At 69.1% G+C, this 20,063-nt stretch carries 27 protein-coding genes; 14 read left to right on the top strand and 13 right to left on the bottom strand.

Going from position 1 to position 20,063, the window contains the following annotated elements:
- The coding region (locus AD72_RS31735; RefSeq protein WP_037348033.1) for a GGDEF domain-containing protein at positions 1 to 591 on the top strand (591 nt) is incomplete at its 5' end.
- Between the two features lie 82 nt (positions 592 to 673).
- On the opposite strand, the gene AD72_RS31730 is transcribed toward AD72_RS31735, so the two are convergent.
- From AD72_RS31730 to AD72_RS31720, 3 genes are all read right to left on the bottom strand, one after another.
- Positions 674 to 1,246 carry a hypothetical protein gene (locus AD72_RS31730; RefSeq protein WP_031470330.1) on the bottom strand — a complete coding sequence of 191 codons (573 nt, stop codon included), beginning with the start codon at positions 1,244 to 1,246 and terminating at the stop codon, positions 674 to 676.
- A gap of 172 nt (positions 1,247 to 1,418) precedes the next feature.
- Positions 1,419 to 1,862 (bottom strand): DUF6640 family protein, encoded by a 444-nt coding sequence (locus tag AD72_RS31725; protein ID WP_031470329.1) that lies wholly within the window; start codon positions 1,860 to 1,862, stop codon positions 1,419 to 1,421.
- Positions 1,863 to 1,884: 22 nt separating this feature from the next.
- The gene (locus AD72_RS31720; RefSeq protein WP_031470328.1) at positions 1,885 to 2,988 is read right to left on the bottom strand and encodes an FAD-dependent monooxygenase; all 1,104 of its coding nucleotides are present in this window, start codon (positions 2,986 to 2,988) and stop codon (positions 1,885 to 1,887) included.
- Between the two features lie 195 nt (positions 2,989 to 3,183).
- Here AD72_RS31720 and AD72_RS31715 point away from each other — a divergent pair, with 195 nt between their 5' ends.
- Entirely contained in the window at positions 3,184 to 3,909 is a 726-nt protein-coding gene (locus tag AD72_RS31715) for a TetR/AcrR family transcriptional regulator (RefSeq protein ID WP_031470327.1), read from the top strand.
- A 6-nt stretch (positions 3,910 to 3,915) separates the two neighbouring features.
- Here the strand turns inward: AD72_RS31715 and AD72_RS31710 are convergent, their stop codons facing one another.
- On the bottom strand, positions 3,916 to 4,218 hold the full coding sequence (locus AD72_RS31710; RefSeq protein ID WP_031470326.1) for a thiamine-binding protein: 303 nt from the start codon (positions 4,216 to 4,218) through the stop codon (positions 3,916 to 3,918).
- 79 nt (positions 4,219 to 4,297) lie between these two features.
- Between AD72_RS31710 and AD72_RS31705 the strand changes: the two genes are divergently transcribed.
- From AD72_RS31705 to AD72_RS31690, 4 genes are read left to right on the top strand one after another with little or no spacing between them, the layout of a single operon-like run.
- A complete protein-coding gene (locus tag AD72_RS31705) occupies positions 4,298 to 4,906 on the top strand; it encodes a TetR/AcrR family transcriptional regulator (RefSeq protein ID WP_063890833.1) in 609 nt (202 codons plus the stop codon).
- Positions 4,903 to 5,241, top strand: a complete 339-nt coding sequence (locus AD72_RS31700) for a DMT family transporter (RefSeq protein WP_031470324.1) — start codon at positions 4,903 to 4,905, stop codon at positions 5,239 to 5,241. Before AD72_RS31705 ends, AD72_RS31700 begins: the two co-directional genes overlap by 4 nt.
- Positions 5,241 to 5,561 carry a DMT family transporter gene (locus AD72_RS31695; RefSeq protein WP_031470323.1) on the top strand — a complete coding sequence of 107 codons (321 nt, stop codon included), beginning with the start codon at positions 5,241 to 5,243 and terminating at the stop codon, positions 5,559 to 5,561. Before AD72_RS31700 ends, AD72_RS31695 begins: the two co-directional genes overlap by 1 nt.
- A 60-nt stretch (positions 5,562 to 5,621) precedes the next feature.
- Positions 5,622 to 6,125: a MarR family winged helix-turn-helix transcriptional regulator gene (locus tag AD72_RS31690; protein WP_031470322.1), complete on the top strand. Its 504-nt coding sequence runs from the start codon at positions 5,622 to 5,624 to the stop codon at positions 6,123 to 6,125.
- 22 nt (positions 6,126 to 6,147) lie between these two features.
- Here AD72_RS31690 and AD72_RS31685 read toward each other — a convergent pair whose 3' ends face one another.
- The 5 genes from AD72_RS31685 to AD72_RS31665 all read right to left on the bottom strand — a co-directional run bounded on the left by AD72_RS31685 (position 6,148) and on the right by AD72_RS31665 (position 11,393).
- Positions 6,148 to 6,939, bottom strand: coding sequence for a uroporphyrinogen-III synthase (locus AD72_RS31685; RefSeq protein ID WP_031470321.1), 792 nt, complete (start codon positions 6,937 to 6,939; stop codon positions 6,148 to 6,150).
- On the bottom strand, positions 6,936 to 7,727 hold the full coding sequence (locus AD72_RS31680; protein ID WP_031470320.1) for a TIGR02569 family protein: 792 nt from the start codon (positions 7,725 to 7,727) through the stop codon (positions 6,936 to 6,938). The genes AD72_RS31685 and AD72_RS31680 overlap by 4 nt, the downstream gene beginning before the upstream one ends.
- 216 nt (positions 7,728 to 7,943) lie before the next feature.
- Positions 7,944 to 9,128, bottom strand: a complete 1,185-nt coding sequence (gene moeZ / locus AD72_RS31675) for an adenylyltransferase/sulfurtransferase MoeZ (protein ID WP_031470319.1) — start codon at positions 9,126 to 9,128, stop codon at positions 7,944 to 7,946.
- 108 nt (positions 9,129 to 9,236) lie between these two features.
- Positions 9,237 to 10,361, bottom strand: a complete 1,125-nt coding sequence (locus tag AD72_RS31670) for a DUF3152 domain-containing protein (protein WP_037348025.1) — start codon at positions 10,359 to 10,361, stop codon at positions 9,237 to 9,239.
- A gap of 105 nt (positions 10,362 to 10,466) precedes the next feature.
- A complete protein-coding gene (locus AD72_RS31665; protein WP_031470317.1) occupies positions 10,467 to 11,393 on the bottom strand; it encodes an alpha/beta fold hydrolase in 927 nt (308 codons plus the stop codon).
- Between the two features lie 162 nt (positions 11,394 to 11,555).
- On the opposite strand from AD72_RS31665, the gene AD72_RS31660 reads away from it, so the two are divergent.
- On the top strand, positions 11,556 to 12,176 hold the full coding sequence (locus AD72_RS31660; protein ID WP_031470316.1) for a TetR/AcrR family transcriptional regulator: 621 nt from the start codon (positions 11,556 to 11,558) through the stop codon (positions 12,174 to 12,176).
- 24 nt (positions 12,177 to 12,200) lie between these two features.
- Here AD72_RS31660 and AD72_RS31655 read toward each other — a convergent pair whose 3' ends face one another.
- Positions 12,201 to 13,124: an alpha/beta fold hydrolase gene (locus AD72_RS31655; protein ID WP_031470315.1), complete on the bottom strand. Its 924-nt coding sequence runs from the start codon at positions 13,122 to 13,124 to the stop codon at positions 12,201 to 12,203.
- Entirely contained in the window at positions 13,121 to 14,035 is a 915-nt protein-coding gene (locus AD72_RS31650; protein ID WP_031470314.1) for an AurF N-oxygenase family protein, read from the bottom strand. Before AD72_RS31650 ends, AD72_RS31655 begins: the two co-directional genes overlap by 4 nt.
- Before the next feature lie 75 nt (positions 14,036 to 14,110).
- On the opposite strand from AD72_RS31650, the gene AD72_RS31645 reads away from it, so the two are divergent.
- From AD72_RS31645 to AD72_RS31625, 5 genes are read left to right on the top strand one after another with little or no spacing between them, the layout of a single operon-like run.
- Positions 14,111 to 14,887, top strand: a complete 777-nt coding sequence (locus AD72_RS31645) for a TetR/AcrR family transcriptional regulator (RefSeq protein ID WP_031470313.1) — start codon at positions 14,111 to 14,113, stop codon at positions 14,885 to 14,887.
- Positions 14,884 to 15,222 carry a DUF4873 domain-containing protein gene (locus AD72_RS31640; RefSeq protein ID WP_031470312.1) on the top strand — a complete coding sequence of 113 codons (339 nt, stop codon included), beginning with the start codon at positions 14,884 to 14,886 and terminating at the stop codon, positions 15,220 to 15,222. Before AD72_RS31645 ends, AD72_RS31640 begins: the two co-directional genes overlap by 4 nt.
- A gap of 17 nt (positions 15,223 to 15,239) precedes the next feature.
- Positions 15,240 to 15,776 carry a GNAT family N-acetyltransferase gene (locus AD72_RS31635; RefSeq protein WP_051899229.1) on the top strand — a complete coding sequence of 179 codons (537 nt, stop codon included), beginning with the start codon at positions 15,240 to 15,242 and terminating at the stop codon, positions 15,774 to 15,776.
- Positions 15,776 to 16,336, top strand: a complete 561-nt coding sequence (locus tag AD72_RS31630) for a GNAT family N-acetyltransferase (protein WP_197285133.1) — start codon at positions 15,776 to 15,778, stop codon at positions 16,334 to 16,336. Before AD72_RS31635 ends, AD72_RS31630 begins: the two co-directional genes overlap by 1 nt.
- Positions 16,327 to 16,887 (top strand): GNAT family N-acetyltransferase, encoded by a 561-nt coding sequence (locus tag AD72_RS31625; protein WP_197285132.1) that lies wholly within the window; start codon positions 16,327 to 16,329, stop codon positions 16,885 to 16,887. The genes AD72_RS31630 and AD72_RS31625 overlap by 10 nt, the downstream gene beginning before the upstream one ends.
- On the opposite strand, the gene AD72_RS31620 is transcribed toward AD72_RS31625, so the two are convergent.
- Complete coding sequence (locus AD72_RS31620) at positions 16,833 to 17,060, bottom strand: DUF3107 domain-containing protein (protein ID WP_020498055.1); 228 nt, start codon at positions 17,058 to 17,060, stop codon at positions 16,833 to 16,835. The genes AD72_RS31625 and AD72_RS31620 overlap by 55 nt on opposite strands.
- Positions 17,061 to 17,174: 114 nt before the next feature.
- The gene (locus AD72_RS31615) at positions 17,175 to 17,822 is read right to left on the bottom strand and encodes a ferritin-like fold-containing protein (protein ID WP_031470308.1); all 648 of its coding nucleotides are present in this window, start codon (positions 17,820 to 17,822) and stop codon (positions 17,175 to 17,177) included.
- Positions 17,823 to 18,076: 254 nt separating this feature from the next.
- On the opposite strand from AD72_RS31615, the gene AD72_RS31610 reads away from it, so the two are divergent.
- Together AD72_RS31610 and AD72_RS31605 are read left to right on the top strand one after the other, a co-directional pair.
- Complete coding sequence (locus tag AD72_RS31610; RefSeq protein WP_031470307.1) at positions 18,077 to 19,606, top strand: DEAD/DEAH box helicase; 1,530 nt, start codon at positions 18,077 to 18,079, stop codon at positions 19,604 to 19,606.
- A gap of 10 nt (positions 19,607 to 19,616) precedes the next feature.
- Positions 19,617 to 20,063: Rv3212 family protein (locus AD72_RS31605; protein ID WP_031470306.1), on the top strand; the 447-nt coding region annotated here is incomplete at its 3' end.

Below are 20,063 nucleotides of genomic sequence, written 5' to 3'. Positions count from 1 at the left end.
CACCGCAGCGTGCTGGTCAAGGAGCTCGAGGAGAAGGCCATCCGGGACCAGAAGACCGGACTGCTCAACGCCACTGCCTGGAACGAGTACGCCAACCAGGAGCTCGCTCGCGCCGAACGGCACGGCACCAGCTTCGGCCTGCTCATGGTCGACCTGGATTTCTTCAAGCGCACCAACGACACCTACGGCCACCTCGCGGGCGACAACGTGCTCATCGCGGTGGCCGAGGTACTGCGCAACGAGACCCGGCGGTACGACTCGGCGGGCCGGTTCGGCGGCGAGGAGTTCGCCGTGCTGCTCCCGGAGAGCAACCGCAACGAGGTCGCCCTGGTCGCCGAGCGCATCCGGCTGCGGATCAGCCAGCTCACCGTGGAGACCGATTCGGAACAGGGCCACGTCCGCATCGAAGACCTCACCGCCTCGCTCGGGGTCGCCATCTATCCCGGCCAGGGCCGCACCATCGACACCCTGCTGCAGACCGCGGACGCCGCCCTGTACAGCGCCAAACGCAACGGCCGCAATCAGGTCGTCGGCGTCGCCCTCCCCGCGATCGGCGAGGCCGGGCAGGACGAGGACAAGCGGGCGAGCTGAGCACGCGGATGCCCGGCCGAATCCTCCGGCCGGGCACGCTCCGCCGTGCGGTCCGGCAAGCACGGCCGGACCGGTTCGCGGGTCACATTCGTCCGGTCCCGCGCAGGGTGCAGATCGACGGGGCCATCACTTCCTCGGGACTGCCCCAGCCGGCGCACTGATAGTTCGAATGGCCGTACCAGTCGTGCCCGAACTCGTGCGCCGCCAGCAGCGGAACATCACCGACGCCACCCGGGAACAGCGCGATCCGCTGCCCCTGCCCCCAATTGCAGCCGACGATGTTGCCACCGCCACCGCAATCGGTGATGTAGCTGGTGCGGCATTCGACAGGCGTGCCACCACCTTCGGTCAGCCCCTTCCATGCGGCCGCGCCCTGCCGGATCGCGGAAGCGTAGGGCTGGCAGGAACTCGTCAGATAGAAGCTCTGCTGACTCGGGGTATCCCAGCCACCCGGCGGCGGCTCGCGGAGATCTGCGGCACCGGCCCGCGAGCCGGCGTCCGCCGCGGTGCTGCCGTGCCCCGCCGCCGGATGAGCGGTCTGCGCGGCCACAGCGGGATGCGGTGCCACCTCCGCCTGGGCGACCGGACCGGCGATCGCCGCGAGGACGGTGACCGCGGCGACCAGACAGGATCTGAGAAACATTCGATTGTCCACGATGCGATCCCTTTCGTTGAAAGAATGCGAAACAGCTTCGCGCACACTGGACGTCGAATGACGTTATTCTCCCCAGATGACCGATTCAACCGGCGCGGGTCGCTAACAATTACCACGCGGTAGCAGAGAATAATCCCGCGAATGAACTGTCATCTGTGAATGACATCTTCATTCACGATTGACGGTCGCCGGGGATTGTGCGCCGTGTCCCCGCTGCCGCGAGGAACAGGACGACGAGCAGCACGGTCGCCAGGCAGATCTGCCCGTGGACGCCGAGGATGAAAAGCGTGCGACCGGCGAATTCCGGATCGTAGGTGGCGGTACCGGGAAACAGGAGGGCACCGAGCATGCCGAGCCAGGGGACGGCGAGAATCCCGATGGCGCACAGCAATCGGCCGCGCGTGTTCCCGGACCGCCGCAGAACGAGCACGAGGGCGATGACGCCGAGCAGTGCCGTCATGACCATGTACTGGGCGTCGTGAAACTTGGCGTGCGGCGGCCAGCCGGGATTGAAGGCGTGCTGCGCCGCGAGGTCCGGAACGACCAGATCGGCGAGGACGGTGCTGACCATCGTGATCACCGCGACGAGAACGATCAGAATTCGGGGCAGGGACATCGGGGGAACCTTTCCGGGACGATCAGATCGTCCAGCTATAGGCGGGCGTGACCGAGCGTGCGAAGAATGAATCGGGCAGGCGGGAAAACGCCGCGTCGCGCAGCGCGGTCAACGGCCGGGAGACCCAGTGCGCGGGCGCGCCGATCCGGCGAGAGCGGCGCGCGATCAACTGGGTGCGCGGCCTGCGGACCTCGTCGTATTCCGCGAGTCCGGCCCGGACACCGAGGGTGTCCACCCTGGCGGCAAGGGTCACGGCGTCCTCGAGGGCCTGACAGGCACCCTGACCGAGATTGGGCGTCATCGCATGCGCGGCGTCACCGAGCAGTGCCACCTTGCCCCGGACGAAGGTGGGCAGGTCCGGCAGTTCACAGGTGTCGTGCTGCAGCACCGCGTCCGCCCGGATGTCGTTCAGCAGCGCGGGAATCGGCTCGGGCCAGCGCGCGAAGCGTTCCCGGAGCCGATCGAGACCGATCCGCTCCCCGGCGGGGGCGTTCGCCATCAGATAGCAGTAGATGCGGCCGTCCGGCATGGGCACGTACCCGAACCGCTCCCCGCTACCCCAGGTTTCCACGCTCCCGGCGACAGGACGGGCCGGCGCGATGAAGCGCCAAGTGGTGTACCCGACGTAGCGCGGCGCGGGAGCCTCGGGCCACAGTGAGCGCCGGATCGCGCTGTGCACACCGTCGGCACCGACAACGAGGTCCGCGCCGGACATGCCGCCGCTGTGCCGGACTGTGCCGTCCGGTCGCACGGCGTGTACCTCGATACCGGAGCGCAACGCCGCGGCGGGCAGCGCCGCGAGCAGCAAGTCGATCAGGGCCGGGCGATGCACGGTCGCCCATCGGCCGAACCGGCGTTTCAGTTCCTCGATGTCGTTCCGGATCAGCCACCCGCCGTTCGCCCCGCGGATACCCGCGAGCGGATCGGCCAGCCCACCGGAACGCAGCGCATCGCCCAGGCCGAGGGCGTCCAGCGCGCGCAGACCATTGGGCTGGATCGACAGCCCCGCGCCGATCTCGGTGAACTCGGGCGCCCGCTCCAGCACCTCGACCTGCCAGCCACGCTGCCGGAAGGCGAGGGCCGCGGCCAGCCCGCCGATACCGCCGCCCACGACGACCGCCTTCATCGCCGGACCTCGCCCTGTCCTCGCCGGTGCGCCGCCCTGGACCTCCACCACCACACGGTCGTGACCAGCAGGAGGACCGCGAGAAGTACCCATGACCGACGTGCCATATTTCCCCTAATGCCTCTAGATTATTTAGAGGCATTAAGCAAACATAGATGGTCTAGAATGTCAATGAAGGGACCGGAGAGGGTGACCATGACCGCAGGAACGGGCAGCAGGCGCGAGCGGCTGCGCAAGGCCACGCTGGACGAGATCCACGGGGCGGTACGGACGTTGCTGGTCGAGCAGGGACCGGGCGCGGTGACGATCAACGCGGTCGCGCGGCAGGTGGGCATGAGCGGCCCGGCGCTGTATCACTACTACGCGAGCCACGACGAGCTGGTCGGCGCGGTGACCGCCGGGTTCCTGCGCGAACTGGCCACCGCCATGGAGCAGGCCCGCGAGACCCGCGCCGAGGAGCCGGTCGGCCGGCGCATCGTGGCGGTCTGCCGGGCCATGCGCGCGTGGGCGATCGCGCACCCGGCTGAGTTCGGCTGGATCTTCGCCGGCCCGATCAGCCCGGCCAACCGGCGCCCGGAATCGACGCGGCACCGGGCCGGGCAGCGGTTCGAGCAGATCCTGCTGGACCTGACGGTCGAGCTGTGGCAGACACGACCGTTTCCGGTGCCCGAACCGGACGAGCTGCCCGAGTCCCTGCGCACGCAGCTCGCCGCCTATTCCGCGAGTATCGACGGGCGGCTGCCACTCGAGGCCGCGCACGTCTTCCTCGGCTGCTGGACCCGCCTGTACGGCCTGCTGTGCATGGAAATCCTGCACCAGCTCGACTTCGCTTACACCGACCTGGAACCGGTCTTCGAGGAATGCCTGCGTGAGCTCATCGGCGCCCTCGGACTGGATGACCCCGACCAACCGGCCGCCTGAAGCGGCTCACTGCCGGAGCTGGCGGCGCACCCGGTCGACTTTTCCGCTCAACTGCCCGGATTCGTAGCCGGGACGAATGTCCGCCTTGATCACCAGGCCGACCCGGGACGCCCCCACGCCCGCAGCCTCGGTCGCCCGCTTGACGACGTCCATGACCTCGTCCCAGGAACCTTCCACGTTCGTGAACATGCTGTTGAGCTCGTACGGCAGCCCGGATTCCTCGACGACACGCACGGCGCGCGCCACTGCCTCGCTGACCCCACCGGTCTCGTCGCCCGCCGAAGGGCTGACGCTGAATGCCACGATCATGCAGCCACCGTAACGGTTTTCGGTCCGTTCGACGGATGTCGCACACGGTCACCAACCTTCCGGATGGTAGGTTGGTGACGTGTCCGAGACCCGCACGGAAATCCTCGACGGCGCGCTGGAATTGCTGAGCTCCGATGGGACGGTGTCCCTGGACAGCGCCGCGCAGCGGGCCGGTCTGACGAAGGCCGGGCTGATGCACTACTTCCCCACGAAACAGGCCCTGATGCTGGCGCTCGTGGATCACGTGGTCGATCGCTGGGAGCAGCGGCTGGCCGGTTTCCTTTCCGGACCGCCGACCGAGGCGACGGCCAGGGAGCGGGTGCTCGCCTACCTGGACTGGACGCTGTCGACCTCGTTCGACTGTGCCGATCTGATCATGCTCGCCGACCCGCGGCTGCGCAGCGAGCTGACCGCCCGCTGGCGGGACCGGCTCGGCCCGTGGATCAATCCGGCCGCGGACACCACGTTGTCCGCCGCGGCACGCGCCCGGCTGAGCGCGGTGCGGATGCTGGCCGACGGGGTGTGGCTGGCCGATGCGACCGAGGTGTTTCCGTTGGCCGCCGAGGAAACCGGACACGTACGCGCGGCGGCACTGCGCCTGCTCGACGAGCCCGACGATGCCGGTCCGGACGATACAGCCCTGACCGATGCGGACCGAACGACGAGAACTGGACAGACTGGGCGATGAAGAACTGGCTATTCCTGGCCGGCGCGATCCTCTGTGAGGTGGCCGGCTCGCTGTCACTGAAGGCGGCACTCCACCATCCGGGCTGGTATGCCGTGGTCGCGGTGGGTTACGTGACCGCGTTCGTGTTCATGGGCGCCCTGCTGCGCGGCGGAATGGCGCTCGGCGTCGCCTACGGCATCTGGGGCGCCATGGGGGTCGCGCTGACCGCCGTGTTCGGCGCGATCCTGTTCGGCGAGGTGCTGAACGTGCTGATGTTCGCCGGCATGGCGCTGATCATCGGCGGGGTGCTGCTGGTGGAATTCGGGGCACAGCAAGCGAAGCGGGTGCAAGCCTGATGGCCTGGGTGTTCCTGGTCCTCGCGATCCTCTGCGAGGTCACCGCGACGCTGTCGCTGCGGATGGCCGCCACGGGCCGCAAGGCCTGGTACGCCGTCGTGCTCAGCGGCTACCTGTTGTCCTTCCTGCTGCTGACCCTGACGCTGCAGCGCGGGATCGGTATCGGCGTCGCGTACGGCATCTGGGCGGCCGCGGGTGTCGCCCTCACCGCGATCGCCAGCAAGTTCCTGTTCTCCGAACCGCTCACCCGGACCATGGGTCTGGGCATCGGCTGCATCATCGCGGGAGTGCTGCTCGTCGAACTCGGAGCGGGCCGCTGAACGGGGCCTGTGGGCGAGCGAACCGTGGCCCGGTCGGCCTCTCTGCTAGCGTCGATTCCCATGACCGCGAAGGAACCACTGCCGTTCGACCCCATCGACCGCGCGGCAGGACTGTGGGCCGAGCGGGTCGGCCCGTCCACCGTGATGGGCGCTGTGACGAGCGTGATGCGGGTGCAGCAGATCCTGCAGTCCGCTGTGGACGGTGCGCTGAAGCCGCACGGCCTGACCTTCGCCCGGTTCGAAGCACTCGTGCTGCTGCATTTCGCGCGCACCGGCAGGCTTCCGATGCGGGTGATGGGCGAGCGCCTGCAGCTGCATCCGACGAGCGTCACGAACATCGTGGACCGCTTGGAGGCGGACGGTCTGGTCAAACGGCTCCCGCATCCGACGGACCGGCGCACCACGCTGGTGGAGATCACCGAGGACGGTCAGCGCAGGCGCGAGGAGGCCACCGAGGCGGTCATGGCCATCGATTTCGGGCTCGAGGGGCTGACCGAGCGCCAGGTACGTTCACTGACCGAACTGCTCGCCAAGGTACGCAAGGCGGCCGGGGACTTCGCCTGAGCCACCGCGGCCTCCCGGTTCCTCAGTGCCCCAGTTCCTCGGTGACCAGATTGACCAGGGCCGCGGTGCGTGCCCGTGAAGGCATGGCGAGCTCGATGCCCCGGTCCAGCAGTGGTTTCGCGGTCACCGGGCCGACACAGGCCACGAGCACCCCGCGCAGCGCGGCGGCGAGCTCGGCAGGGCCGCACACCTGAATCAGGGCCTGCGCGGCGGGCGCGCTGGTGAAGGTCACCGCGTCCAGTTCCCCGGAACACGCCAGCTCGAACAGGTCCCGCATCGGCGCGGTGTCCTCGGGAACCTGCCAGCGGTACGGGAGCAGCTCGGTCACCCGGGCCCCCGCGGCGCGCAGCGGATCGGTGAGCGCGGGAAGCGGCTCGCCGTGCGATTGCAGCACGATCTCGGCGCCGTCCACCCCTTCGGCGAGCAGATACGCGAGCAGCTCGGCGTCGGTCTCCGATTCCGGGGTGTACCGCTCGCGCAGGCCGATCTCGCGCACCGCGCCCGCGGCCTTGGGACCGCGCACCAGAATCCGGGCGGAACCGAGCAGTTCGGTGAGCTCGGCCCGCAGGCCCCACTCCCCCGCCGCCTCGAGCCAGCCGCGCAAGCCCATTCCCGTGGTGATCACCACCGTGGGCGCGGTGAGCCCGAGGACCCTGTCCGTCGCCGAGCGCAGGGCCGGGTCCGCGTCGAGCCGAACGTATTCGACCGAGGGGGCGCGCAGCACCCGCGCGCCACGGCGTTCGAGCATGCCGATCTGTTCCTCGGCTTTGCGCGCGGCAGTGACACCGATCCGGAGACCAGCGAGGGATTTCACAACAGCTTGCCTATCTCGTGGGCCGAATTCTCCAGGCCACGTAAGGAATCCGGCGTCGCGTGCGGATGCATGGCGTTGACCGCGAGCCGGAACAGCAGCGCCCGGAGCAGTGCCTGGGGCCATTCCGGAAGGTGCGCCCAGCGCTCGAGGATGCCGGGATCCGCGCCACCCCAGGACAGCGCGTCCACGGCCGCGACGGCCGCCGCCCACTCCGGTGGCCGCCAGTACGGGGTCAGTTCCACGATGCCCGGATCCGCGTCCCCGGAGAACAGCACGGTGCCGAATCCTTCGCCGTGCACGATCTGTGGCCGGAGCGCGACATCCCGCCGGGACGCCGCGAGCAGTTCGAACAGCCGCCCGCCCTTCTCCGCGTCCAGCTCGGGCTGTTCCTCCCCCCAGGCCGCACGGTCGGCGACCGAGTACATATCGCCGCGCCCGTTGAGGAATCGTGGCCGCTCGAGCAGCGCGGTCGCCTCGTGCAACCGCAGCGAGGCGGCGATCACCTCGTCGTGACGCGGCTCGGGTCTACCGTCGATGAATCGGAAGGCGGACCAGCCGCCGATGACCCAGCGGCCATCGGTGGAGCGCAGCGGGCGGCCGATGCGCAACCGGGGCACTTCGAGGGTGGCGAGCACCTGCGCGACCCAGGCCGACTCGACCGGGTCGGCGACCGGGCGGAACGCGATCGGCCCGCACCGCCACAGCGGGCTCGCGTCGAGCAGCTCCGGCTCCTCGGTCGCACCGAAGGCGGTGCGAACGTGCACCGGCGGCTGGGGTACTTCGCTCACGGTTTCACCTCGGCGGACGCTGCTGTGTTTTCGGTTCGCTCGCAAGCTCGCTCACGGGCCTACGCTACCGCGCCCGTCCGGCGCGCAGCCGCCGACACTCCTCGCCCGTGCGGACGATTCACCGCGCGTGCGTCCCGGAGACACGGGGCGCTCCGGAACGCACGAGGCGGGGCGTCCCCGGCCCGGGAACGCCCCGCCTCCAGCGGCCTCGTGAGCTCAGTAACTCGGCAGCGAGGGGTCGATCTCCCGGACCCAGGAGAGCACCCCGCCGCCGACGTGCACGGCGTCCGAGAACCCGGCCTTGTGCAGCGCGGCGAGCGCCTCGGCGGACCGGCCGCCGGACTTGCAGTGCAGCACGATCGGTTTGTCCTGCGGGAGTTCCGCGAGCGCCTCCCCGGACAGGATCCGGTCCTTGGGGATCAGTGTCGCGCCGGGAATGTTCACGATCTCGTACTCGTGCTGCTCGCGCACGTCGATCAGCGCGAAGTCCTCGCCCGCGTCGAACTTGGCCTTGAGTTCCTTGGCGGTGATCGTGTTCCCCGCGGCCGCGTTCTGCGCGTCCTCGGAGACCGCCCCGCAGAACGCCTCGTAGTCGATCAGCTCGGTGATCTTCGGCGTGCTCGGGTCCTTGCGGATCTTGACCTGCCGCCAGGACAGTTCCAGTGCGTCGTAGACCACGAGGCGGCCGAGGATGGGCTCGCCGATCCCGGTGATGAGCTTGATCGCCTCGTTGACCATGATCGAGCCGATGGAGGCGCACAGCACTCCGAGCACGCCGCCCTCGGCGCAGGAGGGCACCATCCCGGGTGGCGGCGGTTCCGGGTAGAGATCGCGGTAGTTCAGCCCGAGACCGTTGGGCGCGTCCTCCCAGAACACCGAGGCCTGGCCCTCGAACCGGAAGATCGAGCCCCAGACGTACGGCTTGCCGAGGATCACCGCGGCGTCGTTGACCAGGTACCGGGTGGCGAAGTTGTCCGTGCCGTCCAGGATCAGGTCGTAGTCGCGGAAGATGTCCAGCGCGTTCTCACTGGACAGGTGGGTCTCGTGCAGGTTGACCGTGACGTACGGGTTGACCTCGGCGATCGATTCCTTGGCCGAGACCGCCTTGGACTTACCGACGTCGGAGACACCGTGGATGATCTGGCGCTGCAGGTTGGAGGTGTCCACCTCGTCGAACTCGACGATGCCGAGCGTGCCGACCCCGGCCGCGGCCAGGTAGAGCAGCGCCGGGCTGCCGAGCCCGCCACCACCGACCACGAGCACCTTCGCGTTCTTGAGCCGCTTCTGCCCGTCCATCCCGACGTCCGGGATGATCAGGTGCCTGCTGTAGCGCTCGACCTCCTCCTTCGACAGTTCGGGAGCCGGTTCTACGAGCGGCGGCAGTGTCGTTCCGCCGGACATGGCATGACCTCCTGATCTCGCGGGCTTTGCAGTATCTCGTACAACGCCAGGAATACCCCACAGGCTTCCCGGCCGCGCCGGTGTTCCACACAGTGAGCGGGGCGCGCGCTATCTCGGCGACTGCGCCTCCGGATTGGGCCAGGCGTTCGGCACGCAGGTCTTGTGGTCGGCGGGCACCGCGCCCTTGTTCGTCGGGTCCACCTCGTTGATCCTGGCGACGTAGTCGTTGCTCACCCCGAAGGTCTGCTGCATCATCACCGGGGCCAGCGCCCCGGGCTTCGGGCAGCCGACGTGGTGGTTGCCGAAGGCGTGCCCGACCTCGTGGTTGATGGCGTACTGGCGGTAGGTGAACATGTCACCGGAGAACGCCTTCGCCCCGCGCACCCAGCGGGCCAGGCTGATGATCACCCGGTCCGCGCTGCTGCGGTAGCACGAGGTCTCGTACTTGATCTGGTAGTCGCAGTATTCCTTGCGGTGGTCGGTCTGCGGGGTGGTGAGGCTGAGCCGGAAATCGGGTTTCGCGTTCGGATCGTCGATGCGCTGCGTCCGGACCTTTCCGGTGCTGGTCCAGGACTTGGGGTTGTCCAGCGTGTGGTCGACCATCGCGGCGAACGCCTCGTCTCCCCCGTACTGCACCGGGTCGATCCCATCCTCGATCTCCACGGTGTAGCGGTAGAGCCGCCCGCTGGTGCCGACCACCGGTCCGTGACCGGGCACGATGTGCCAGGTGCCCTTGCCGCGCTGGGTGACCGGACCGCCCTCGGGCAGTTCCGCGGTCGGAATGTCCAGATTGGCCTGGGTCGCCGGCACCTCGGTGACCGTGGGCGGGCTCGCGTTCCCCGCTTCGGCGCGGTCCGATCCCGCCTGCGGGACGACCGCGTCCACGATGACCAGCACGGTGATCACGGCGAGCACCGGAACGGCGTACACGCGCCAGCCGTAGAGCGCCAGCACCCGGCGCAGCCAGGCACCGAGGCCCTTGCCACGCTCTTCCTCCTCGGCGGCGACGGCCGTGCGGTATCCGCTGCCCAGCCTGCGCTGGGCCCGGGCCTCGAACTGGCCCCGCTCCACGAACAGCGGCTCGGCGAGATTCCCCTCGCTGTGCCCGTACTCATAGACCGTGTCGGGTGTCTCCGACCATTCCGGCCACTCCTGCGGGTCCGGCTCCTCGAGGCCGGTGTCCCAGGAGCTTCCCCGCTGCCCCGCATCGGTCGTAGGCCGATCGTTCGGCACGCGGATCGTCCTCCTCTACCGCTCGAATCGGTGCGTTGACAAGGGTGCCACACCGGGTGTCCGCGCGCCGGGAGGCGGGGCCGCGAATTCCGTGCTCGTGCACGCTCAGCTACTGCCCGCTGCCGAATCCCACATATCGAGGATCGCCCTGGCCACGGTGGCCGGTTCCTCCATCTGCGCGACGTGCCCGACCCGGTCGAGCACGAGCAGCCTGCCACGCGGAAGCGCCCGCACCGTGGGAACCGCTTTCGCCACCGTGACCAGCTTGTCCTCTCGCCCCCACACGACCAGCACCGGCGCGGACACCTGGCGCAGCGCCGCCCACACCGAGCCCTTGCCCCTGCGGAACCAGAGCCGGAACAGTTCGGCGCCCGCGCGCATCAGTGCCGCCCCCGCCCAGGGCTGCCGTGCCCGCTCCGCGGCCTCCCGCATCGCCTCTTGGATCCGGTGCTCGGGTATCTCCTCGGGACGCGCGAACACCAGCCGCAGCAGTCGCATCGTGCGCTCCCGCGGGGAGAGGGCGGCCAGCTGTCTGCGCACCGGTTTGCCGACGACCGGAAGACCGGTGAGCAGCAGCCGCGGATCCGAGAGCCGGCGGATGTCGGGCCGCAGATCGGGTACCGCCGGCGAGATCAGGGTCAGCGTGTGCACCAGCTCCGGATGGCGGGCGGCGAGCAGGATCGCGGTCGTACCGCCGAGCGAGTTCCCGACCAGGTGCACCGGTCCGGCATCGAGCGAGGCGATGAACTCCGCGGCGAGCTCGGCCTGCGCGGCCGCGGTGAACGGCCAGTCCCGCGGCGGCTCGGTGTTACCGAATCCGGGCAGGTCGGGCGCGTATCCGGTGACCCTCCCGGCCAGCTGCGCGGCGAGATCGGTCCAGTTCGTCGCGGAGCCACCCAGGCCGTGCAGATACACCGCCTTCTCCGCGCCACCAGGGGTTACCCGGACATGCAGCCGCAGCTCCCCCAGCTCGACATGTTCACCCGGCCACGGTGGGATACTCGGCTCGAGTTCCGGAAGTTCGACGGTCACCCCACCAAGAATGCGCCCCGGGTCAGCCGGCCCGCGATGCGACGGGGCTCACAGTTCGGAGTTTTCCCGGACAGACCATCCCATCGTGAACTACTGACGAGTACGGTTGCTCTCGGTACCCGGCCACCCCGAGTACCACCCGTTCGACTGTGGAGGAGCCGAATGACCGAGACACGGGAGACAACCGTCCGCGGTCGCATGCCTCGAGACGTACGGCGTGCGCAGTTGCTGGCCGCCGCGCAGGACGTGTTCGTGGTGAACGGCTACCACGCGACGGGCATGGACGACATCGCCGAGCGGGCCGGGGTCAGCAAACCGGTGCTCTACCAGCACTTTCCCGGAAAGCTCGAGCTCTACCTCGCGCTCGTGGAAAGCCACGTGGACGCGCTGATCGCCCGGATCCGCGCCGCTCTGGCCTCCACCACGGACAACAAGGCCCGGGTGCGCGCCACCGTCGGGGCCTACTTCGACTTCGTGCACGACGAGGGAAGCGCCTACCAGCTGGTCTTCGAATCGGACCTGCGCGGTGAGCCGGTCGTGCAGGCGGCGATCTCCCGTTCCACGAACGCCTGCGTCAACGAGATCACCGAGAAAATCACCGCGGATGCCGGACTGGACCCGGAGCGGGCACGGCTGCTCGCGGTCGGCCTGGTCGGTATGTCCGAGGTGACCGCACGATCCTGGATCGCCAGCAACCGCACCGTGAACAAGTCCGAGGCGGTCACCCTCATCTCCACCCTCGCCTGGCGCGGTATCGGCGCCGGGTTCCCGCTACAGCACTAGCGGCACAGCACTAACGGCACAGCACTAACGGCGCCTGGCTCGTTCGGTGAGCCGGGCGATGCCGTGCGCCACCTCCCCCGCCCGCTCGGCGGGCAGGATGTGACCGGCCTGGGGGAACTGGACGAATCGCGCGTGCGGGAGCTCGTTCGCGATCACTCGCGCGTGCGCGCGCGGGATCAACCGGTCCCGGTCCCCGTGGTAGATGGTCACCGGGGTGTTGGCGAGCTGGGCGAGTTCACCCGCCCGTTCGTGCGCGAGCAGTGAATCGAGGAACGAGATCATGCTCGCCGGGTGGCAGCGCCCGATCTGCTCGGCGGTCGCGGTCACATCGGCGCGCCGGGCGCCCTTGCCGAAGGTCAGCCGCCGCACCACGGGACGCAGCGCCGCGGGATGGCGCAGGAAGGCCGCGCGGTCACTGCGCGACATGTACCTGCTGAGCACCGCCTCCCCCGCGTACACCCGCAGGGCGAGCTGGCGGGGCAGGCCGAAGGTGAGCTCGGAGAGCCCGCCGGAGGTGGTCGCCACGAACGCGACACCGGCCAGCCGCTCGACAAGTTCGGGATGCTGCCCGGCAAGGGCCATGATCGTGGCCCCGCCCATGGAGTGCCCGGCGAGCACGAGCTTCCCCTTCGGGACCCGGTCGGCGATCAGCTCGGCGAGGTCCTCGGCGATCCGCGCGATCGTGGCCGTTCCGCGTGGGGCGGGCGCCGAACCACCGTGCCCGCGATGGTCGTGGCGCAGGATCCGGGAACCGAACCCGTTGGCGCGCAGGGCATCCACCACCGGATCCCAGGATGTGTGATCCTGGGTCCAGCCGTGCACCAGCACCACGGTCGGTTCCTCGCCCGGCGCGCCCTCATCGCAGACGTGCAGCGCGGTCCCGTCACCGGTGACGAAGCGGTGCGCCAGGGCCGGATCCCACGGAGCGGCGTTCAGCACCGTACTCATCGCTTGAGCAGATTCGCTCGGCGCCAGATCGGCTTGGTGATCCGGCCGATCAGCCCGGACTCGTCCAGGAACGGCATGATCCGCTCCCCGGCCCAGCGGCAGGTCTCCTGCCAGTACGGGTTCCGCGCCGCGGCCCGGCGGCCCTCCTTCGGGTCGATCCCGACCGCGGCGTAGACCTTCGGATTGATCAGCGTGTTCATGATCGCCAGGCTGACCAGCGAGATCAGCAGCTGCTGGTAGAGCAGCTCGAGCTTGCCCAGCTTCGGCATCCCGCGCTGCACCTCCTCGCGCGCGAAGGTGACGTGCCTGGCCTCTTCGAGGACGTGGATGCGGTTGACCATGCGCACCAGCGGCTCGATCTGCTCATCGGACATCATCTCGCGCTGCAGCCGGTCGAGGATCTCCTCGGCGATCAGGATGGCTCCGTACTTGGCCGGGCCGTAGGCGATGAGCGGGAGGATCTTCGCGAGCTGCCGCAGCCAGGGCACCGGCCCGTAGGCCGGGGCGCCCACCCGTTCACAGGCTTTCGCGAACATCGTGGAGTGCCGGCACTCGTCGGCCACCTCGGTGAGCATGTACTGGGCGTGCGCCTGGGTGGGGTCGGTGTTGTAGAAGCTCTTCAGCAGCATCTGCATGAGCAGGGTCTCGAACCAGAGCCCGTTGCTCGCCACGCTGGCGAACTCGTGCTTGGTGAGCTCGACCCGCTGCTCCTCGGTGAGCTGGTCCCACAGCTTGGTGCCGTAGAGGGTGCTGCGGTGTGGTGGCACGAAGTACTTGTCGCCGTCGACCGGCGCTCCCCAGTCGATGTCCACGTCCGGGTCATAGAACTTGTTCGCCGAGGACTTGAGAAGCCGGCTCGCCGTCTTCTCCCGCTCGGCGACCTCGCCCCGAGAGCTCATCGCGCGTGTCATCGGGTGCTCCATTTCTCGATGCGGAGACTTTTTATGTTACCGGAAGTAACAGCTACTTCTGGTAGCATGCGCGCCATGGCAAACCCTGTCAAGCACCACGGCAAGCACCCCTCGAGCCAGTCCGAATCGAGTGGTGACGCGCGGAAAGACCGCTGGCGCTCACACAGGGAAGCCCGCCGCGAGGAGTTCGTGGACGCGGCGATGCGGGCACTCGATAAGCACGGCCCGGAACTGCGCATGGAGCACGTCGCCAAGGAAGCCGGTATCACCAAACCGGTGCTCTACCGGCACTTCTCCGACAAGGCCGACCTCTACCAGGCGATCGGCAACCGGGGCACCGAGATCCTGTTCGAACGCCTGATCCCTGCGCTGAACAGCGAGGAGGCCCCGGTCCCCCGCATCCGCAAGAGCCTGGACGCGTTCTTCTCGGTCATCGAGGACATGCCGAACGTGTACCGGCTGCTCGCCCGGCCCGAGTACCGGGCCAGGGAGACCGATTCGGATGTGGTCACCCAGGACAAGGAGATCATCGCGACCGCGCTCGCCGCCCTGCTCGGCGATTACATGCGCGCCTTCGGGATGGATTCCGGTGCCGCGGAACCCTGGGCCTACGGGGTGGTCGGCATGGTGCAGAACGTCGGCGACTGGTGGCTGGAGCGCCAGACCATGAGCCGGGACGCCGTCGTGGAGTACCTGACCCAGCTGATCTGGATGGCCATCGACGGAGTCGCGAACTCCCACGGGGTCCGCATCGCCCCCGAGCGGCCACTGGAACTGAACAAGATCGTCCAGCTCCACCGGGTGGAGCCGGAGGAGACCGAATCCCGACAGTCCAAAGGAGGGCAGGGATGACCGAAAACCACGACCACGAAGAGGACGGCTACCAGGGCGGGGCGACCGTCCGGACCGGCGAGCAGGAGTTCACCGTCGCGGTGGAGCTGCGCGGGCACTTCCAGCCGATCGACGGGTACTACCGCTGGTACGGCAGGATCGCCGCGCACGAGGCACTGTCGGCCGCGCTCGGCGGGAAGAAGGCCGAAGCCGTGCTGAGCACCCCGGAGGGCGAGGCGAGCTGCCAGCTCTCCGATCCGGATCCGTGGGATCGCTACCGGGTCATGGGCACCTCCACCCCACCGTTCCACGTGCCGAAGACCCTCGAGGAAATCGAAGGCGAACTCGCCGTCTGAGGGCTAGCCTGCTGCGGGTGGAACTGCGCACCGAGCGGCTGCTACTCCGCCCGTTCACTCCCGGCGATCTGACCGCACTGCACACCTGGCACTCCGATCCGGAGGTCGTGCGGTACCTGTTCTGGGACGTGCTCGACCACGACGGCGCCCGGGATCTGCTCGAACGCAGGCTCGGCCGGGTGACCGTCCCCGAAGCCGACGGCGAGTCCATCCACTTCGCGGTGCAATACGGCACCGAGGTCATCGGGGATGTGCACCTGGAACTGCTCTCGGCCGAACAGCGCTGCGCGGAGATCGGCTACGTCTTCGGCGGCGCGCACGCGGGACAGGGCTTCGCGGGCGAGGCGGCCCGTGAACTGCTGCGGTTCGGTTTCGCGGACCTCGCGCTGCACCGGATCGTCGCCAAGTGCGCGGCCGAACACCTGGCCTCGCAGGCGGTGCTGCGCAAGATCGGCATGCGGCAGGAGGCCTGCTTCGTGGAGGCGCTCCGGGTCAAAGGTGCCTGGGTGAGCGAGCAGGAATGGGCGATCCTCGAACACGAATGGCGCGGCTGATGCGACTGCACACCGAGCGGCTGCTGCTGCGCCCCTTCACCGAGGACGACCTCGGGGCATTGCACTCCTGGGACACCGACCCGGAGGTCGTGCGCTATCTGCGCACCGGGATCGCGGATCTGGCCACCAGTGAAGAGCAGCTGACCCGCCGGATCGCGAACACCGCGCTGCCACGCCAGGAAGGTGAGCGGATCCACTTCGCCGTGCAGCTGGCCTCGGAGGCCGTCGGTACCCGGCCGATCGGCGAGGTGAATCTGGACCTGGTCTCCACCGAACACTCGTACGGGGAGATCGGCTATGTCTTCGATCCGGACCACAACGGCAAGGGATACGCCACCGAAGCGGCGCGGGAACTGCTGCGGTTCGGCTTCGATGAGCTCGGGCTGCACCGGATCACCGCGCGCTGCTATCCGGAGAACCACGCCTCCACCGCGGTGATGCGCAGGCTCGGCATGCGCGAGGAAGCCCACTACGTGGCCAATGAATGGCTCAAGGGTGAATGGGCGGACGAGGGTGTGTGGGCGATCCTCGAGCGCGAATGGCGCGGCCGATGCGGCTGAACACCGGGCGGCTGCTGCTGAGCCCGTACACGCCGGAGGACTATCCGGCACTGCGCGCCCTGCACACCGACCCTTCGGTCACCGCGTACATCAGCTGGCCGCCCGACACGCCCGAGCAGACCAGGGCGCTGCTCGACCGGCGCTGCGCACAGGGCGAGCCACCGGTCCAGGGCGGGACCGCGATGACCCTGGCGGTCCGCCTGCCGTCCGGACTACTGATCGGCGAGGCACAGCTGCGCAGGCGCACCCCCGAACCCGCCACCGGGACGATCGGCTATGTGATCGCTCCGGAATGCGCGGGCCTGGGGTACGCGACCGAGGTCGCGGGCGCGCTGCTGCGCTTCGGTTTCGAGTCACTGCACCTCGAGCGGATCACCGGTGAATGCGATCCGGCGAACTCCGCCTCGCGGCGCGTGCTCGAAAAGCTGGGGATGCGCCGCGTGGACCACGTTCGCGGGCATGAACAGGACGTGGTCTACGCGATCGAGGCCGGACGCTACGAGACGTCGAACCCGACGCGCCGCTGGTCGGCGGGTCCCACCTCCACGTAGGCCAGCCGCGCCGTCGGCACGATGACCTTGCGGCCCTTGTCATCGGTGAGCGTGAGCGTCTCGGACTTCCCCGCCAACGCCCCGGACACCAAAGCCTCCACCTCGTCCGGCGATTCGTTACTCGTCAGGACGATCTCCCGAGGAGTCTCCGCGACGCCGATCTTGACCTCCACGCTGACCTCCGTCTTGCTGCCCGTACGGCGCGCCGTTGCCTGCACCGCCGCCGAGCGGTTGTGTCTTCCCACTGTGTACTGTGCCCGTCCAGTCTTTCACCCGGCCGTGCCGCTTCAGCTCAGCCCGAGCTTCTGCATTCGTTTCGCGTGCCCCTTCTGCACTTTCCGGAACAGCGCGCCGATGCCCGCGAGATCCCCGGATCCCTTGATGATCAGTTCCGCGAGGCTGTCCCGCTCCGCGACAACGTACTGCGACTGGGTCAGTGCCTCGCCGAGGAGCCGCCTGCCCCACAGGGCGAGCTTATCTCGCAATCCGGGCTCGCGCGCACAGGCCGCCGCGATCTCGCGCTCGGCGAACTCGGCGTGCCCGGTGTCCGCGAGCACCTCGAGCACGACCTGCCTGGTCTGCTCGTCCACCCAGGTGGCGATCTCCCGGTAGAAGTCCGCGGTCAGCCCCTCCCCGAGGTACACCTTGACCAGCGATTCGGTCCACGATTTGGGCGCGGTCGAGGCGTGCCAGCCGTCCAGCGCGGCGCCGAACGGGGCCATCGCGTCCGCCACGTCCACCCCACGCTCGGCGAGATAGTTGCGCAGCAGCGTGTAGTGCCCCATCTCGGCGGCGGCCATCTCGGAGAGCGCGACCCGCTCGCGCAGCGATGGGGCCTCGCGGGCGTCCTCCGCGAGCCGGTCGAAACCCGCGAGCTCGCCGTATGCGATCGCGCCGAGCAGGTCGGTGACCCCGGGCGCCAGTTCGTCAGCCATGGCAGCGAGGGTAGCGCCTCGCACACACCGAGCCGCTGGCCTTGCGCGGCACCCGTGCAACCAGCGGTTACACTGAACGTGTACGCACCGGACACAACCGGATGCGGGAAACGAAATGTGCGTGCGTCGCTGCATGGCGCTCCCGGCGTCGGCCGGTCGAGCTGCCCGAGACCAGGCGGTGTGCGCTTGGCGATAGAGAGGCGAGAACGCTGCCAACGAACAATACGGATAACGAGAATCACACCGAGCCCGTCGTGCTCGAACACGTGGAAAGCGGTGCCCCGGACGAGGACACCTCGCACCCACTCGAGGCGAAAGCCGAGCTCGACGGGGCCGCACCGAGCTTCGCGGACTTCGGCGTGCACGAGGAGATCGTGCGGGCGCTGCGCGGAGCCGGTATCGAGCACACCTTCGCGATCCAGGAACTCACCCTGCCGCTCGCCCTCGCCGGCGAGGATGTGATCGGCCAGGCCCGTACCGGTACCGGTAAGACCCTCGGCTTCGGGGTGCCCGCCCTCCAACGGCTCACCCTGCCCGGCGACGGGACCCCGCAGGTCCTGATCGTGGTGCCGACCAGGGAACTGTGTCTGCAGGTCACCCACGACCTCACGGACGCGGGCAAGCACCTCGGGGTGCGCACCCTCGCGATCTACGGAGGACGGCCCTACGAACCGCAGATCGCCGCGCTCACCGAGGGCGTGGACGTGGTCATCGGAACCCCCGGCCGCCTGCTCGACCTCGCCGAACAGCGCCACCTGGTGCTCGGCAAGGTGCGCACCCTGGTGCTGGACGAGGCCGACGAGATGCTCGACCTCGGGTTCCTCCCGGACATCGAGCGGATCCTGCGGATGGTCCCGGACGAGCGGCAGACGATGCTGTTCTCGGCCACCATGCCGGACCCGATCATCACCCTGGCCAGGACCTTCCTCAGCCAGCCGACCCACATCCGGGCCGAGTCCACCGACGCGGGCGCGGTGCACGAACGCACCAAGCAGTTCGTCTACCGGGCGCACTCGCTGGACAAGACCGAGGTCATCGCCAGGACGCTGCAGGCACGCGAGCGGGGCAAGACGATGATCTTCACCCGCACCAAGCGCACCGCGCAGAAGCTCGCCGACGACCTGGGCGAGCGTGGGTTCTCCGTGGCCGCCGTGCACGGTGACCTGGGCCAGGCCATGCGGGAGAAGGCACTGCGGGCGTTCCGCTCGGCCAAGGTGGACGTACTCGTGGCCACCGATGTGGCCGCGCGCGGCATCGACGTGCTGGATGTCACGCACGTGATCAACTACCAGTGCCCGGAGGACGAGAAGGTCTACGTGCACCGCATCGGCCGCACCGGCCGGGCGGGCAAGACCGGTGTCGCGGTCACCCTCGTCGACTGGGACGAGGAGCCGCGCTGGAAGCTCGTCTCGGACGCGCTCGGGCTGGACATGCCGGAGCCGGTGGAGACCTACTCCACCTCCGAGCACCTGTTCTCCGACCTGGACATCCCCACGGACGCCACCGGGCGGCTGCCGCTGGCCAAGCGGGAGCGTGCCGAGAAGGAACCGGGCGAGGAACCCGGCGAGGAGCGCAAGCCGCGGCGGCGCAGCCAGTCCACGGGTTCGCGGACCCGCAGGCGCACCAGGGCGGGCAAGCCGGTCTCCGGGCAGAAGGACGGCGCCGCACCGGCGGCTCCCGAGGCCCAGCAGCCCGAGCGCACCACACCGCGGCGCAGGCGGCGCCGCCGCTCGACCAGTTCCTCCGGCTCCTCGCAGACGGGACAGTCCCAGGCCGAGGCGTGATCCGCGAACGATGACCGAAGGCCCGCAGCGCACCCGGTTCCGCCGTCGCCGCGACTATCTGGCCGCCGCCCTCGTGGTGGTCGTGGTCGCGGCGACCTGGATTCTCGTGTGGCAGACCAGCGATGCGCACAACACGAGCTCGCGGACGGCCAATGTCGCCGCGACCATCCCGGACACCCCGGACAAGCCGCCGCCCTCGCTGGCGCAGGTGTGGCAGCAGCCGAGCAGCGCCACCGACACCCCGCTGAGCGTCGGAGCGAACGTGGTCACCGGCTCCGGTGGTTCGGTGGTCGGGCGGGATCCGTTCACCGGGCAGCAGCGCTGGCTATACCGGCGGGATCATCCGCTGTGCACGCTCGGCCAGCAGTGGGGCCGGGTGCTGGCCTTCTACCGGAAGAACGGCTGGTGCGGCGAGATCACCTCGCTGTATCCGGACACCGGCCAGCGCGGCGCGCAG

Origin of the sequence: Sciscionella sediminilitoris (assembly GCF_000737195.2) — a bacterium.
Classification (GTDB): domain Bacteria; phylum Actinomycetota; class Actinomycetes; order Mycobacteriales; family Pseudonocardiaceae; genus Sciscionella; species Sciscionella sediminilitoris.
Note: the sequence above shows the minus strand (reverse complement) of the source record. Positions and strands in the feature narration are given on the sequence as shown.